This window comes from Thalassolituus sp. (assembly GCF_984348125.1).
In genome coordinates this window covers 204,374-220,182 of sequence record NZ_CFHJLR010000003.1, presented here as the reverse complement: position 1 = coordinate 220,182, position 15,809 = coordinate 204,374, and the positions used below count along the sequence as shown (strand labels likewise).

Genomic DNA, 15,809 nt, shown 5'->3' with positions numbered 1-15,809 from the left:
AGGTCGATACGGGCCCACTCGTTGAGAGTGGGCTCTTTTCATCAGTAACAGAGGATGATCACGCAGGTCGCGGTTCAGTCGTTTCTATTCTGTTGCCATATTCGATGGTTTCTTCATCGTAGTTAGCCGTTTTCAGGGCTGCCATATCTGCGAAGTAGTTCTGGTAAAGCTTCCATGGCTTTTCCATGCCCTGACGAGGCAGAGTGTGGGCCATACGCGCGATGTAACCAGACTGCATGTCTACAAATGGACGCGTTTCCATTTTACCGTGGTGGTTCACAGGCTTAGCTTCACGGGCGCCAATGTGATCCATGTGCTTCATCAGACCACAGAACCATTTAGACAGCATGTCGGCTTTCAGTGTCCAGGATGCGTTGGTGTAACCGAAGATCATGCCGAAGTTCGGGATGTCCTCGAACATCACGCCACGGTAGCTCATCTTCTCTGGCATTGGAATTTCCTGACCATCCATCGTCAGATTCATGTTGCCAAGCAGCTGAATTTTCAGGCCTGTCGCCGTTACGATGATGTCCGCTTGCTGTACTTTGCCAGACTTCAGCAGAATACCGTTCTCGACGAAACGATCAATGTGATCGGTAACGACGTTGGCTTTACCGGCCTTGATTGCTTTGAACATATCGCCATTTGGCACAGCGCACAGACGCTCATCCCAAGGATTGTACTTAGGCGTAAAGTGCGACATATCGAAGTCTTTAGGCAGTTGGCTGGATACCTGCTTCTGCAGAAGCTTACGAGCCAGCCCCGGGAATTTCTTACAGAAATTGTAGATAGCCAGGGTGATAGTCACATTACGACCGCGTGTGATTTTGTAGACCCACTTTTCAGGCATGATTTTACGCATGAAGTTAATCATAGGGTCCATCTGCGGTACAGAAATCACGTAAGACGGCGAACGCTGCAGCATAGTAACGCTCTTAGCCTTGTCGGTCATCGCCGGCACCAGAGTAACCGCCGTTGCACCAGAGCCGATTACGAGTACGTTTTTGCCTTCGTAATCCAGGTCTTCAGGCCAGAATTGTGGGTGAAGAATCTGGCCTTTGAAGTCATCACGACCTTCGAAGTCAGGCGTGAAACCTTCGTTGTAGTTGTAGTAACCAGTACAGCTCAGCAGGAACTGTGAGCGATAGGTACGTGTCTCGCCATCAACTTCTACCGTGACTGTCCACAGTGATTCACTGCTCGAGTAGTCAGCGCCGATCACTTTGTGGCCAAAGCGGATGTGCTCTTCTACTTTATTTTCCTGAGCAGCTTCGCGGATGTAGTTACGGATGTCGTCGCCATCAGCGATGCCTTTTTTGTTTACCCATGGTTTGAATTCATAGCCCAGAGTGTACATGTCAGAGTCTGAACGGATACCAGGGTAGCGGAACAGGTCCCAGGTGCCACCAATTGCCTGACGGCCTTCCAGAATGGCGAAGCTTTTTCCCGGACATTCTTTTTTCATGTGGCAACCAGCACCAATGCCTGACAGGCCTGCGCCGATGATTAGAAGGTCAAAATATTCGTTAGTCTGAGACATAGTCACACCTGTTGTTATCGTATGAGTCGGCTTGCTGACCGGTATATGTCGGTAGCAGGCCCTCGTTGTTCAAGGGTGCCTTGCGGCTGATGGTGTGTAATTTGTCTGAAATAAAGCAAGGGGGAAAGGTGATTGGCCGACACAAATCTGTACTTAATTGACACATGTCGTGAAACCCGCCAGTTGCCTGATGCAGAATACACTATTGATTGGCTCTAAAAGCCCCGTCATTGCTGGCTTCATTGCCTTGGCCGGGATTGTTATAGCGGTGTCCGCTTCTGTTTGTTAGTTTGTACTCACTATCGCATTTGATGTTGATCTGGCGTTTTTAATTTCATGCACTAAAGCTATCGAGAGTGTAAGTCTAATAGCTTTTCTTTCTCTCATGTGCGCTGGGTTATGGAGTGGCATCTTTCAGACGTCGTTTCAGCACCCGGCATCTTATGGGGTGCTTTAACGTCATATCCGTCGGATTTGTGCATTCAGGTCAGGAGGAATTTCCTGTCGATTGTGCCTGCAGGAGAGAAATGGATGCCTTCTTCGAGCAGGCGCTGCCGTTGTTCTTCATAGCCTGGTGAGCCATTTGGCAGGCTTATTTTCCGGTTGGCATTGATTACCCGGTGCCACGGCAGAGCTGTTTCATCCGGAAGTTTTGACAGTGTGCGTCCGGCCCAGCGCGCTCGTCCCGGGAGCCCGGCCAACCGGGCAAGCTCTCCATAGGCAATGACCCGCCCAGCCGGCACGCTGCTCAAGGCAATGTAGAGCTTCTCTTCATCAGAAGGTGTCTGGATCTCTTCGGGCATAGACTCAGATGCGTAATGCTCCGTCGACTTCAATGACCCGGCCTGAAACGTATTCATTTTCGAGCAGAAAAATAACAGCATGTGCTATTTCTTCAGGGGTCCCCATGCGTGATGCCGGGATGCCGGAGCAGATCATCTCCAGTGTTTCCGGGCGCATACCAGATGTCATTTCTGTAGATATAAAGCCCGGCGCAATAGCGTTTGAACGGATGTTGTAACGCGCCAGCTCTTTCGCCCAGGTAACGGCCATTGCGGCAACACCAGCCTTGGCGGCAGAGTAGTTGGTCTGGCCAACGTTACCTGCGCGACTGATACTGGATATATTGATCAGGCAGCCGGGCTCTTTGTTACGCACCATATGGCTGGCGGCTTCCCGCCCGCACAGAAAAACACCGGTAAGGTTAACGTCGATCACCATTTGCCAGTTGGCCAGGCTCATGGTTGTAATTTCGTCGTTCTTTGATTTAACGAAGAGCCCGTCGCGTAGGATGCCAGCGTTGTTGATCAGGCCGTGAATCCCACCGAAGTCGGTGTTAATCGTATTGAAGGTGGAGACGACGGAATCTTCATCGGCGACATTGCATTCGTATATTCGAGCTTCCCCTCCCAAAGCACTGATCAGGCGTTGTGTTTCCTGCATCGGCTCAGGGTTGAGATCAATAATAGCGAGGCGGGCGCCTTTCTTGGCGAGTTCTACAGCCATAGTGCGGCCGAGTCCCTGTCCTGCGCCAGTGATTGCGATTGTGTGTCCGTGAATATTCATGGGGGGCTCCTGGGGCGGCTGAATGCCCTGAGAGTATAGCGGCTAGCCAGTGTCCCTTGCAGGTACTGGCAGCTCTGTCCGCTTTGCCCGGGCGGGTGCCCGGACAAGCAGAGCGATAGAGCTTACTTCTTACCGTACTGAAGCTCTTTTGCGGTAATTCGGCTGGCACGGAGAGACAGCCAATCACGGAAGTAGTTCTGATGCAGCTTCCAGGCGCCTTTGGTGCCTTGCTTCGGTAGCTGATCTTTTACCCGGGAGATATAGCCTGATGTCAGGTCGATGAAGGACTTTTTCGCCATTCCCGGATCATGGTTGACCGGAATAACTTCGTCGTAGCCCTTATCATCCATGTAGTTCACAACACGACAGAAGTAGTCAGCAATAAGGTCCGCTTTCAGCGTCCACGATGAGTTCGTGTAACCAAACACCATGGCGGCGTTCGGGATACCTTCGAACATCACGCCCCGGTAGCTCATCTTATCGGTGACATCGAAAGGCTGCCCATCCATAGTGACGTTGATTTTACCAAGCACAACAACTTTCAGACCCGTAGCGGTAATGATGATGTCGGCTTCCAGCGTTTTACCTGATTTCAGCAGGATACCATTGTCGACGAACTTATCGATGTGGTCTGTCACAACGTCTGCTTTGCCCTTGTGAATGGCCTTGTACAGGTCGCCGCCGGGAACGGCACACAAACGCTCATCCCATGGGTTGTACTTCGGAGTGAAGTGCGACATGTCGAAGTCTTTCGGCAGAATCTTCTTATTGAAGTTGAAGATAAAGTCACGGGCTTTCTGCGGGAAGCGTTTGCAGTAGTTGTAGAACGCCATGGTCAGCATGATGTTACGGCTACGGATGATGCTGTATACGAAACTCTCTGGCAGGAACTTACGCAGGCGGATAGCGAGTTTGTCTTTGCTCGGTACTGGCACGATGTAGGTTGGCGAGCGCTGTAGCATAGTAATGCTTTCAACTTCGCGTGACATAGACGGGATTAATGTAACCGCCGTTGCACCTGAACCGATCACCACGACTTTCTTACCGGTGTAGTCGAGATCTTCCGGCCAGAACTGCGGATGAATCACCTGACCTTTGAAGTCTTCACGTCCTGCAAATTCTGGCGTGAAGCCTTCATCGTAATCGTAATAACCGGTACAACCGACCAGGTACTTGGCCGTATAGGTGCGGGTTTCGCCGTCAACGTCCGAGGTCACAGTCCAGAGTTTTTCACGGCTGTTCCAGTCGGCATTCTTAACTTTGTGCTTAAAGCGGATTTTCTCATCGACTTTATTTTCAGTCGCAGCATCACGTATGTACTGGCGGATGTCACCGCCGTCGGCGATGCCCTTATCGCTGGTCCAGGGCTTAAAGCGGTAGCCCAGTGTAAACATATCGGAATCAGAGCGGATTCCAGGGTAGCGGAACAGATCCCAGGTGCCGCCAATGGCGTCGCGGGCTTCCAGAATGGCAAATGACTTATCAGGGCACTTTTTTGTCAGGTGACAAGCTACCCCGATCCCGGAGAGTCCCGCGCCTGCAATCAATACGTCGAAATGTTCAGTTGCCATTTTTTTACTCCAATTATTATCTGACGCGGGCACTATCCGTTGTGTAGGTATCAAATAGTAGGGCAAAAGAAGACAAATTACGGGCAATCGTGACACTTATGGGCCATCCCCGGACTTGTGCTTCAGTCCCGCTGGGGTTGTATTCAGAAGATTGGCCCCCATTTCAGATAGCAAAGCTTACGGGAGTTATACGTGCCTTTACTCTTTATATTTATTCTTGTTCCTATGGCCGAGTTGGCCGTCCTGATCAAAGTTGGCAGTGCCATCGGCATACTGTGGACGTTCGCTCTGATTCTTCTCACCGCTCTGGTCGGTGTCACTCTATTGCGTGCTCAGGGTCTCGCCACATTGATGCGTGCCAGTGAACGTATGCGGCAGGGTAGCCTGCCGGCGCAGGAATTGGCTGAAGGTTTCTTATTAGCGCTCGCCGGTGCACTTTTATTGACTCCCGGATTCATTACTGATGCCTTTGGCTTCAGTCTTCTGCTTCCCGGTGTGCGTGGAGTGATGGCGCAGTCGATCATGAAGCGATTCAAACCTCAGGTAATGAATCCATTCGAGCAGCCGGGCACTCAGGAGCCGTTCAATCAGCGTCACCAATCACAACGACCTCAGAAGGATGGCCGGGTTGGTGGTGATGTGATTGAGGGAGACTATAAACGCGAAGACTGAAACGCGAAAACTGAAGCGTGAAGATCGAAAAGCGACAAGAGTAAAAAATTTCATTTTGGGGTGTTGAAAACCAGATCACCACCCCAATAAAGAAAACCACACAGATTTTGGGGCCGCCTGATCAGCGAGCACGCTGACAGCGGGGTTTCATAACACGCAACTTATTTGCATATACATTGGAGAGAACTTCAAATGAAAATCCGTCCTTTACACGATCGCGTCGTAGTTCGTCGCAAGGAAGAAGAGCAAACCACTGCTGGTGGCATCCTGCTGCCGGGCGCTGCGGCTGAGAAGCCGAATCAGGGTGAAGTGGTAGCCGTCGGTAATGGCCGAGTTCTGGATAACGGTGATGTGCAGGCTCTGGCTGTAAACGTAGGGGATATCGTTGTGTTTGGTAAGTATTCAGGTTCCAACACAATCACTGTAGACGGCGAAGAACTGCTGATTCTCAACGAAAGCGAAATCTACGGTGTAATCGAAGACTAATTGTTATCCGTCTTCTGATACTTCAAATCAACGAATTTTAAGGAAACTACCATGGCAGCAAAAGAAGTTAAGTTTGGTAATGACGCCCGTTCAAAAATGCTCGACGGCGTAAATATTCTGGCTGACGCAGTAAAAGTAACACTGGGTCCTAAAGGCCGTAACGTCGTTCTGGATAAGGCTTTTGGTGGCCCGACCATTACAAAAGACGGCGTATCTGTAGCACGTGAGATCGAACTGGAAGATAAGTTCGAAAACATGGGTGCCCAGATGGTAAAAGAGGTTGCTTCGCAAGCGAACGATCAGGCGGGTGACGGTACAACCACCGCGACCGTACTGGCGCAGGCGATTGTTAACGAAGGTCTGAAAGCGGTTGCTGCTGGCATGAACCCAATGGACCTGAAGCGCGGTATCGACAAGGCGACTGCTGCGGTTGTTGAAGCGCTGAAAGCTCAGGCAAAACCATGCGAAGACAGCAAAGCCATCGCTCAGGTAGGTACTATCTCAGCAAACTCTGACGAGACCGTAGGTCGCATCATCGCCGAAGCGATGGAAAAAGTCGGCAAAGAAGGTGTTATCACAGTAGAAGAAGGCAAAGGCCTGACTGATGAGCTGGACGTTGTAGAAGGCATGCAGTTCGACCGCGGTTACCTGTCTCCATACTTCATCAACAACCAGGAAAAAATGGTTGCTGAGCTGGAGAACCCTCTGCTGCTGCTGGTCGACAAAAAGATCGACAATCTGCAGGAGCTGATTCCGGTTCTCGAAAATGTGGCTAAATCTGGACGTCCGCTGCTGATCATTGCAGAAGACGTTGAAGGTCAGGCGCTGGCAACTCTGGTTGTGAACAACCTGCGCGGCACCTTCAAAGTGGCTGCAGTGAAAGCACCAGGCTTCGGTGATCGCCGGAAAGCCATGCTTCAGGACATCGCAGTGCTGACCGGTGGTCAGGTGATCTCTGAAGAAGTGGGCATGTCGCTCGAGACAACCACTCTGGATATGCTGGGTACTGCCAAGCGCGTTGTTATCAGCAAAGAAAACACAGTCGTTGTTGACGGCGCTGGTTCACAGCAGGACGTGACTGCCCGTGTTGAGCAGATCCGTGCTGAGATGGAAGCCTCTACCTCTGATTACGACAAAGAAAAGCTGCAGGAGCGTGTTGCGAAACTGGCTGGCGGTGTAGCCGTTATTAAAGTCGGTGCAGGCTCTGAAGTTGAAATGAAAGAGAAGAAAGACCGCGTAGATGATGCTCTGCACGCGACCCGTGCTGCGGTTGAAGAAGGCGTCGTCGCTGGTGGTGGTGTTGCTCTGGTTCGCGCTCTGACCGGAATCACCGTCGAAGGTGATAACGAAGACCAGAACGTGGGTATTGCTCTGGCACTGCGCGCGATGGAAGCTCCCATCCGTCAGATCGCTGGTAACGCCGGTGCTGAAGGCTCAGTCGTTGTCGATAAAGTAAAAGCCGGTGAAGGTTCATTCGGCTTCAATGCATCCACCGGTGAATACGGCGATATGATCGAAATGGGTATTCTTGACCCAGCGAAAGTGACCCGTTCATCTCTGCAGGCAGCAGCCTCTGTGGCAGGTCTGATGATCACCACCGAAGCCATGGTTGCTGAGATTCCTCAGGATGCGCCTGCTGCCCCTGACATGGGTGGTATGGGTGGAATGGGCGGTATGGGCGGCATGATGTAAAAATCGCCCCCTGAGGTTGTTCATTCTTTGTTGCTGGTTTCTCGTGTAGGTGAACTACACGTCGAAACCAGCGCCTCGACTGAACTGCCCTCAGTAGTCGATTTATACAATCTGTCGAAGCTCACGCTGTTCACTATGTATTTAAGAACATTGCGACCTTACCGGGGAGCAATTAAAACCGGCCTCACGAGGGCCGGTTTTTTTTATGCCTCATTTACAGATGTTGCGAACTTAGGAGCCTCTCCGTTATCGGACTTATTGTGTTTTTAATAATGAGGTAGCGTAATGAAAAATATTCCTTCTCTGGGGTTGGGCACTTTTCGTCTGAAGGGCGAAACCGCGTATCAGGCAGTTACTGACGCTCTTGATGTGGGGTTCCGCCACATCGACACCGCTCAGATTTACGATAACGAATCTGAAGTGGGTTCCGCACTCGCTGATTTTGAATTAGAGCGTGACGAGTTCTTTCTGACGACTAAGGTCTGGAACAGTCATCTGAACCGGACCGGATTTATACCCAGTGTGAAGGAAAGCCTTGAAAAACTGTCTGTGGATTACGTGGATCTTTTACTGATTCACTGGCCATCGCCAGAAGATAATGCACCAATGGATGAGTACCTGAGCGAGCTTTTAAAAGCGAAGCAGCAGGGGCTGACAAAGCACATCGGTGTATCAAACTTTACTATCGCTCAGCTAAAAGATGCACTGCGTATTCTTCCGGCAGGCGAGTTGTATGTGAATCAGGTGGAAGTACAACCGTATCTTCAGAACCATGATTTGCGCGCATTCTGTGCTTCTAATGATATTAAGGTCACGGGCTATAACCCATTCTACGTGGGTGAGGTTCTCTCTGACCCAGAAATCGTTCGTATTGCCAGGAAGCACGGTGTCACGCCGGCAAACGTTGCCATTTCATGGCAGTTACAGAACGGTTTGATCACCATTCCTGCATCGACCAATAAAGATCACCTGAAAGATAACTTCAACAGTCACGGTTTACAGCTTGATGCTGAAGACATGATCGCAATCGGCAAGCTTGATCGGGGCGACCGTAAAATTGACCCTGACTTTGCTCCGCAATGGGATTAGCATAGGCCTTCATTTGTTGAAGTACTATCGCATGAAACCAATTAAGTTAACTTTTCTCACGGGCCTGATGTTCATTATTTCTGCGACTTCGTGGGCAGAGGCCCCCAGCAGTGAGAGCGTTAAAGAGCTTCTTCAGGTAACCGGCGCGGGTAATATGGCCACGCAGATGATGGAGCAGATGATACCTTCCATGAAGCGTATGGTGCCGGATGCACCTGAGGCTTTCTGGGAGGAATTTGCAAGCCAGGTCGATGGCGACGAGCTGGAAAATATGGTGATCCCGATCTATCAGAAGCACCTCACTCAGGCGGATGTCGATGCACAGCTGAAGTTTCTGCAGTCAGATGTAGGTCAGAAAATGATCAAAGTGCAGCCGCTGATCATGCAGGAATCCATGATGGTTGGTCAGGAGTGGGGCATAAAATTGATGCAACGCGCACAAGAAAAACTGAAGGAACGTCAGGAATAATTAAATGTTGAATCCTTCGTTGGTTAAGCAAGGCTTTATCGCCGCTGCCATTGCTAACATCAGTGGTGTTCTTATTTTTTCAAAGGGCCTGACGAATACAGCCTTAATGGAAGCCGACCCTGTGGTTATGTCGTCTTTCGGTCTGATCATGATCATGGTCTGGGGGCTGGCGTATTTGGGGGCCGCTTTTACACCGGGCAATTTGCGTTGGATCGCAGGAGCCTTTGCAGTTGAAAAACTGGTCTACGTTGTTTGCTGGCTGACATGGTTCAGTAGAGATAATTTGCAGGCGGTGTACGAGCAGGATCTCTTTGCGGGGATTTTCTACAGTATCTATGGCTTGAACGACGCCGTGTTTATGGTCTTTTTTGCCTGGGTGTATCTGAAGAGTGCTTCAGCCGCTAAAGCCTGAATCCCTTATTGGCTTTCATTGTCGCCTTGGGAGTGAGAGCCAAAATTCTGCTTAATCGTCAAAAAGAAGCTGTCGATCATGTGGAGGGCTTCTTTCTTAAAATCGATTACGTCTGGCAGTACCAGCCAGAGGTAGATAATTCCGGTGAGCTGAATATGAAGGTGTGCAACGCCGCGCTCAATGTCCAGATCCGCCGGAAGCTGCCCTTTGTTTACGGCTGCTTCCAAAGCTTTTCTTATCCGTTCTGACCCATCCAGATAGTTCTGGCGATGACGCTCGTTCAGCACCGCATTGGCCTCGGTCTGCTCGCATTTCAGAAATGCTATTTCAAACCCGCGGCGGCGCCGTGGATCACGGGCGATTTCTAGAGTAAGGTATTCAAGTAACTCGCGGAAACGGCTGAGTGGATCAGGCTCCGAAGGGTCTTCTATCTGGTCGTGTAAGGCATCGAGTGGAGCCAATAGACGATCGACGATGGCCTGGAAAATGTCGTGTTTGTTTTTGAAATGCCAGTAGACGGCACCGCGTGTCACACCCGCTTCTTTCGCGATGTCGTTTAATGAGGATGCTGAAACGCCCTTCCGGTGGAAGACTACCTCCGCCGCTTCGATGAGCGTCTCGCGGGTCTGTAGGGCTTCTTCTTTGGTGCGGCGGGGCATGGCGGGCTCACTGTACTACGAATGACAACTCACTGTTTCACACTATACATACATTCGTGCATGTATGTATATTGTGCCCTTTAAAGTACCACCAGACTGAGGTTACTCATGCGTACATCATTCCGTTTACCAGCAGCTGCGCTGACGGTTTCATTTATTCTGGCTGCCTGTGGTGAGCAGTCTGGCCAACAAGCCGCCGGTGGTGGGCAGATGCCGCCGCCTCAGGCTGGATATGTGGAAGTGACTGCACAGCCGTTTACCCTGGTGAACGAGTTGCCGGGCCGGACAACGCCTTATCAGGTTGCTGAAGTTCGTCCGCAGGTAACAGGCATTATTGAAGAGCGCCTGTTCAAGGAAGGGGATCGGGTAAAGGCGGGTCAGCCTCTATATCAATTGGACGACAAGCTTTACCAGGCAGCACTGGCCAGTGCTGAAGCCGACCTGGCGAATGCGCAAGCGAACCGGGAACTGGCGAAGCTTACTGATGGCCGTTACGACAAACTGAGTAAGTCCGAGGCTGTCAGCCAGCAGGAGCTGGAGGATGCCAACGCGAATCTTGCTGTCACTGAAGCTCAGGTGGCGGCTGCTCAGGCGCGTCTGGATACGGCTCGAATCAATGTTGAATACACTACGATCAAGGCGCCGATTAACGGTCGTATCGGTCGTTCGTCACTGACCGCAGGTGCTCTGGTCACCGCGAATCAGGCAGCAGCGCTGGTGACGATCCGCCAGCTTGACCCAATTTATGTGGACTTAACTCAGTCTTATGAAGAGCTACGCAGTCTGCGTGCGGCGATGGCCAGTGGCGAACTGATCACAACCGGTAAAGATCAGGCAACCGTCGAGCTGGCTCTCCCTGACGGTACCGTGTACCCACACAAAGGCACTCTGCAGTTTTCTGAATACGCAGTGGATGAACAGACAGGTACTGTCGCTCTGCGCGCTTTGATTCCAAATCCTGATGGTGCGTTGCTGCCGGGCATGTTTGTTCGTGCGCGTCTGCCTCAGGGCGAGCGTGAAAATGCCATTGTCGTTCCTCAGAAAGGCATTTCCCGTCAGCCTAACGGTTCTGCCACTGCGCTGGTGATTGGTGAGAACAATATCGTTGAGAAGCGCACGGTGAAAACTGAGAAAGCCGTGGGCGGTAGCTGGTTAATTAAGTCTGGTCTGAAGGCTGGAGATAAGCTAATTGTCGACGGCCTGCAGAAAATTGGCCCTGGGATACCGGTGACGCCAGTAGACGTCAACGCTGAAAAAACATCTGCACAATCGTCAGCTGAGGGTTGATAATTTATGGCTCGTTTCTTTATTGATCGCCCGATTTTCGCCTGGGTAATCGCCATCATTCTGATGCTGGCGGGTACCCTGTCGATCATCAACCTGCCTGTGGAGCAATATCCACAGGTGGCGCCACCCGAAGTTCAGATTACTGCGACCTATCCGGGTGCGTCTTCGAAAGCCGTTGAGAACTCTGTGACGCAGGTGATTGAAGAGCAGATGAACGGTATCGACAATCTGCTTTACATGTCGGCCAGCAGTGACTCATCGGGTAACGCGTCGATCACACTGACCTTTGCTGCTGGGACTGATCCTGACATCGCCCAGGTTCAGGTTCAGAATAAACTGCAGATGGCGACGCCACGCCTGCCTCAGGCGGTTCAGCAGCAGGGTGTACGCGTAGCTAAGTCGTCGGATACCTTCCTGATGGTGATTGGTTTCACTTCTGAAGACGGCAGCATGACGCGCTCTGATATCGCAGACTTTATCGGTGCAAATGTTCAGGACTCAATTGCCCGTGTTGAAGGCGTGGGTAATACGCGCTTGTTCGGCTCTCAGTATGCAATGCGTGTCTGGCTGGATCCGAACAAACTGAATGAGTACAGCCTGACGCCTAACGACGTAACCTCTGCGATTCAGGTGCAGAATAATCAGGTGGCTGGTGGTCAGTTAGGTGGTACGCCGGCTGTTGAAGGCCAGCAATTGAATGCGTCGATTGTTGTGCAGACGCTTCTGGAAACGCCAGAAGAGTTTGGGCGGATTCTTCTGAAAGTGACACCTGATGGTTCGCGCGTCACGCTGTCTGACGTTGCCCGTATTGAACTCGGTTCTGAGTCGTATGAAATCAGTGGTCGCTTTAACCGTAAGCCGGCCGCTGGTCTAGCCGTCACATTGGCATCTGGCGCAAACGCGCTCGACACGGCAAAACTGGTAAAAGAGCGTCTGGCTGAACTGCAGGAGTTTTTCCCGGACAGCCTCAGTGTCAGTTACCCGTACGATACGACCCCATTTGTTGAGATCTCTATTACCGAGGTTGTGAAAACTCTGTTTGAAGGGATCGCACTGGTCTTCCTGGTGATGTACCTGTTCCTGCAGAACTTCCGTGCAACACTGATCCCTACTATTGCAGTGCCCGTGGTTCTGCTGGGTACCTTTGCGGTTCTTTATGCCTTTGGTTTCTCAGTAAACACCCTGACCATGTTTGGTATGGTGCTGGCGATTGGTCTTCTGGTAGATGACGCCATTGTAGTGGTGGAAAACGTCGAGCGGATCATGGCTGAAGAGGGCCTTGGGCCCGTTGAGGCAACCCGCAAGTCGATGGGTGAAATTACCGGTGCTCTCGTCGGTATTGCCCTGGTGTTGTCTGCTGTATTTATTCCGATGGCCTTCTTCCCTGGTTCGACAGGTGCAATTTATCAGCAATTCTCGATCACTATCGTGTCGGCCATGGTGTTGTCGGTGTTGGTGGCATTGATTCTGACGCCGGCACTGTGTGCCACTATGCTCAAACCTCACGACGGTGATCATCAGACCAAAAGAGGTTTCTTTGGCTGGTTTAACCGCACGTTTGAGAAAGCAACGAACGGCTATCGTAATCGCGTTGATAGCACCATCCGCCACTGGGTTCGTTATGTGGTGATGTATGTGCTGATTGTTGGCGTGCTGATCTTTGCCTTTATGCGTCTGCCAAGTGCGTTCTTACCCGAAGAAGATCAGGGCATCTTGATCGCGCTGGTTCAGTTGCCGGTGGGTTCGTCACAGGAGCAGACGATTGAGGTGTTGAAGAAGATTGAAGATCACTTCCTCGATAATGAATCAGACGCTGTGCAGTCAATGTTCGCGGCCGCTGGTTTCAGCTTCTCAGGTCGTGGTCAGAACTCAGGTATCGCCTTTATCCGTCTTAAAGATTGGGATGAGCGTGATCTTGAAAAAGACGGTGTTCAGGCTGTGGTTGGTCGTGCATGGGGGGCTTTCTCTCAAATCCGTGAAGCCTTTGTATTCGCGATCAACCCGCCAGCGATTCCTGCACTTGGTGTGGCCAGCGGTTTTAACTTCCAGCTACAGGATCGCAGTGGTATGGGGCACGAAGCGCTGATGGGAGCGACTTATCAGGTACTTGGCCAGGCCAATCAACACGAGAAAATGAATCAGGTACGATACAGTGGTCTGCCTGATGCGCCTCAGTTTGACCTGAAAGTGGATCACCAGAAAGCGCTGGCGATGGGTATCCCAGTCTCTGAAATTAACAGCACCATGGCCGTTGCCTGGGGTTCGAGTTATGTGAATGACTTCCTCGACCGCGGTCAGATCAAGCGTGTGTACGTTCAGGCGGATGCACCATACCGCATGCTGCCGGATGACATTACCGACTGGTATGTACGTAATACCAGCGGTGAAATGGTACCGTTCTCAAGCTTCTCTGAAGGGAACTGGACCTACGGTGCACAGCAGCTGCAACGCTATAACGGCGTGCCGTCGATAAATATTCAGGGCTCAGCTTCGCCAGGTTTCAGTACCGGTGATGCCATGGCGGCAATGGAAGAAATTGCCTCGCAGTTGCCGGACGGGTTTGGTTTCGAGTGGACCGGGCTTTCCTATCAGGAAGCTGAGGCCGGTAACCAGGCGCCACTACTGTATGCCTTGTCGTTGCTGGTAGTCTTCCTGTGCCTGGCGGCACTTTATGAAAGCTGGTCGATTCCGTTCTCTGTGATGCTGGTTGTGCCTCTGGGTGTTATTGGTGCGGTTGCTGCGGCTAATTTCCGTGGACTGGGTAATGACGTCTTCTTCCAGGTAGGCCTGCTGACGACCATTGGTCTGTCGTCTAAGAACGCGATTCTGATCGTTGAGTTTGCCAAAGCGCTGGAAGATCAGGGTAAAACACTGCTTCAGGCAACGCTTGATGCCACCCGTATGCGTCTACGTCCGATCCTGATGACATCGATGGCCTTTGGTCTGGGTGTGACACCACTGATGCTCAGCTCCGGCGCGGGTTCAGGTGCACGTCATGCGATTGGTACCGGGGTGTTTGGTGGGGTGGTTGCCGCAACTGTACTGGCGATCTTCTTTATCCCGCTCTTCTATGTTCTGGTGCGCAGAATGTCCGGGGTGAAGCTTAACGGCTGAGCCTGATCAGGATTTTCTCAAAGGCCGCTGTCTCTGTGATGGCGGCCTTTTTTTGTGCCGCGATAAAGTGTCCGCCGCTGGCATGGATACCACCATCAATCATAAGATTGTCGCGCAGGTCGAACTCTTCGATCTTCAGGCCGTCGCTGTCACAGAGTTGACCTTGTGGCTGTTCCGTCCCGCTTCCAAACAGAGCGTTCAGACGGGAGTGGTATAGCTCCGGGTCATTAGTGTAGCCGTGGATTGGTTTACCCATACCGCGGGCAAGGCCAATCTCATAGACGGTACCGACGTCGGCACTGGCGCCACGAAAAGGCGTGAGGTTGGCGATCACCAGATCGCAGGCCCGGATCAGTTGTTCATTTTCATGGCTGATCAGGAACCCGGTTGCCGAGGCCGTTGCGGCCGGTGCAATCTGTGTATCGAGGGGAAACAGGCCGGTAAAACCGTACTTTTCGCAGATCTGCTTCTTGCGGGCCCCGAGCTCATCCGCGTCAGGGAAAAAGACTTCCGGACCCGCAAGATAGATCTTCATCTTAGTTATCCATATCAAGTGCCTGATAAAGCACTATGTCAGCCGTTATTCAGACCTTTAATTCAGGCCATGTCACTCACTGACAAGGCTGATTTTATCGGCCGGAATGTCATTGTAGCTGTAGCCAAGCCCCAGCATGGTGAGATAGGTCTCACGTGGCAGCTTGAGTGGATTCGATTCGTCGATCCAGGCAATGCCTTTCTTCTCGTAGAGCTCTTTCAACATCATAATATACGTGTTGGAAGGCTCCAGCAGGATAGCGGTACCGCCGACATCCGGAGTCACTTTTTCAGGCGCCGTCACCTTGAGAACGACAGGCGTCTCTTCTTTGCGGAAATATAGGTTACGCATGTGGGCTTTACGTGCGGCCCAGAAGTACGCCAACTCTTTGCTTTGCGTGAGGAACACCGGTTCGCTGGTTTCGAATTGGCGGTTGCCGATAGTGCCCAGAGTACCCTGCTCACGCTGAGCCGTCTCTGTATCGCCGCCGCCTTTCAGGCCGTCTTTGAGAATCGTGTCTACCAGACCAGAGGCCGTGCCGTGATACCAGTCATCACTGGTTGCAAAACCGTTCTCGCTGAGCAGTTGCTCGGCGTCTTTGAGGTAATCAGGAGTGGTAATTTCGCTCATTATTCAACCGTCGGGCAATTAAAAACAGGAGCGGAGTATACCAGCATCCGGGCTGTTTTTGGTCGTCTCCGTGTTAAGACCAAATTG

General features: G+C 51.6%; 15 protein-coding genes. 8 read left to right on the top strand and 7 right to left on the bottom strand.

The genetic code is table 11. The features are described from left to right. Positions 1-58: 58 nt before the first annotated feature. From AC5E51_RS03665 to AC5E51_RS03650, 4 genes are all read right to left on the bottom strand, one after another. Positions 59-1,540, bottom strand: a complete 1,482-nt coding sequence (locus AC5E51_RS03665; protein ID WP_297534012.1) for a flavin-containing monooxygenase — start codon at positions 1,538-1,540, stop codon at positions 59-61. A gap of 482 nt (positions 1,541-2,022) precedes the next feature. Continuing rightward, positions 2,023-2,343 (bottom strand): MGMT family protein, encoded by a 321-nt coding sequence (locus AC5E51_RS03660; RefSeq protein ID WP_368043886.1) that lies wholly within the window; start codon positions 2,341-2,343, stop codon positions 2,023-2,025. A gap of 4 nt (positions 2,344-2,347) precedes the next feature. Next, positions 2,348-3,106: an SDR family oxidoreductase gene (locus tag AC5E51_RS03655; RefSeq protein WP_068436931.1), complete on the bottom strand. Its 759-nt coding sequence runs from the start codon at positions 3,104-3,106 to the stop codon at positions 2,348-2,350. 122 nt (positions 3,107-3,228) lie between these two features. Next, positions 3,229-4,677 (bottom strand): flavin-containing monooxygenase, encoded by a 1,449-nt coding sequence (locus AC5E51_RS03650; protein ID WP_068438430.1) that lies wholly within the window; start codon positions 4,675-4,677, stop codon positions 3,229-3,231. 192 nt (positions 4,678-4,869) lie between these two features. Here AC5E51_RS03650 and AC5E51_RS03645 point away from each other — a divergent pair, with 192 nt between their 5' ends. The 6 genes from AC5E51_RS03645 (at position 4,870) to AC5E51_RS03620 (ending at position 9,497) form a co-directional block, all read left to right on the top strand. Beyond that, positions 4,870-5,349 carry an FxsA family protein gene (locus tag AC5E51_RS03645; protein ID WP_297534013.1) on the top strand — a complete coding sequence of 160 codons (480 nt, stop codon included), beginning with the start codon at positions 4,870-4,872 and terminating at the stop codon, positions 5,347-5,349. A gap of 192 nt (positions 5,350-5,541) precedes the next feature. Further along, positions 5,542-5,835, top strand: a complete 294-nt coding sequence (locus AC5E51_RS03640) for a co-chaperone GroES (RefSeq protein WP_068438427.1) — start codon at positions 5,542-5,544, stop codon at positions 5,833-5,835. A 51-nt stretch (positions 5,836-5,886) separates the two neighbouring features. Then, on the top strand, positions 5,887-7,527 hold the full coding sequence (gene groL, locus AC5E51_RS03635; RefSeq protein ID WP_273089318.1) for a chaperonin GroEL: 1,641 nt from the start codon (positions 5,887-5,889) through the stop codon (positions 7,525-7,527). Positions 7,528-7,812: 285 nt separating this feature from the next. Next, complete coding sequence (gene dkgB / locus AC5E51_RS03630; RefSeq protein WP_297534014.1) at positions 7,813-8,616, top strand: 2,5-didehydrogluconate reductase DkgB; 804 nt, start codon at positions 7,813-7,815, stop codon at positions 8,614-8,616. 31 nt (positions 8,617-8,647) lie between these two features. Further along, on the top strand, positions 8,648-9,085 hold the full coding sequence (locus AC5E51_RS03625; RefSeq protein ID WP_068438418.1) for a DUF2059 domain-containing protein: 438 nt from the start codon (positions 8,648-8,650) through the stop codon (positions 9,083-9,085). 4 nt (positions 9,086-9,089) lie between these two features. Next, a complete protein-coding gene (locus tag AC5E51_RS03620; protein ID WP_297534015.1) occupies positions 9,090-9,497 on the top strand; it encodes a hypothetical protein in 408 nt (135 codons plus the stop codon). Between the two features lie 5 nt (positions 9,498-9,502). On the opposite strand, the gene AC5E51_RS03615 is transcribed toward AC5E51_RS03620, so the two are convergent. Then, complete coding sequence (locus tag AC5E51_RS03615) at positions 9,503-10,156, bottom strand: TetR family transcriptional regulator (RefSeq protein ID WP_068438414.1); 654 nt, start codon at positions 10,154-10,156, stop codon at positions 9,503-9,505. Between the two features lie 108 nt (positions 10,157-10,264). Here AC5E51_RS03615 and AC5E51_RS03610 point away from each other — a divergent pair, with 108 nt between their 5' ends. Together AC5E51_RS03610 and AC5E51_RS03605 are read left to right on the top strand one after the other, a co-directional pair. Beyond that, positions 10,265-11,443 carry an efflux RND transporter periplasmic adaptor subunit gene (locus tag AC5E51_RS03610; protein WP_301378036.1) on the top strand — a complete coding sequence of 393 codons (1,179 nt, stop codon included), beginning with the start codon at positions 10,265-10,267 and terminating at the stop codon, positions 11,441-11,443. A gap of 6 nt (positions 11,444-11,449) precedes the next feature. After that, complete coding sequence (locus AC5E51_RS03605; protein ID WP_491778136.1) at positions 11,450-14,557, top strand: efflux RND transporter permease subunit; 3,108 nt, start codon at positions 11,450-11,452, stop codon at positions 14,555-14,557. Here the strand turns inward: AC5E51_RS03605 and AC5E51_RS03600 are convergent. Beyond that, entirely contained in the window at positions 14,547-15,092 is a 546-nt protein-coding gene (locus AC5E51_RS03600; RefSeq protein ID WP_297534020.1) for a nucleoside 2-deoxyribosyltransferase, read from the bottom strand. The two genes, AC5E51_RS03605 and AC5E51_RS03600, sit on opposite strands and share 11 nt — an antisense overlap. A 72-nt stretch (positions 15,093-15,164) precedes the next feature. Beyond that, positions 15,165-15,722 (bottom strand): hypothetical protein, encoded by a 558-nt coding sequence (locus tag AC5E51_RS03595; RefSeq protein ID WP_297534021.1) that lies wholly within the window; start codon positions 15,720-15,722, stop codon positions 15,165-15,167. Positions 15,723-15,809 lie beyond the last annotated feature (87 nt).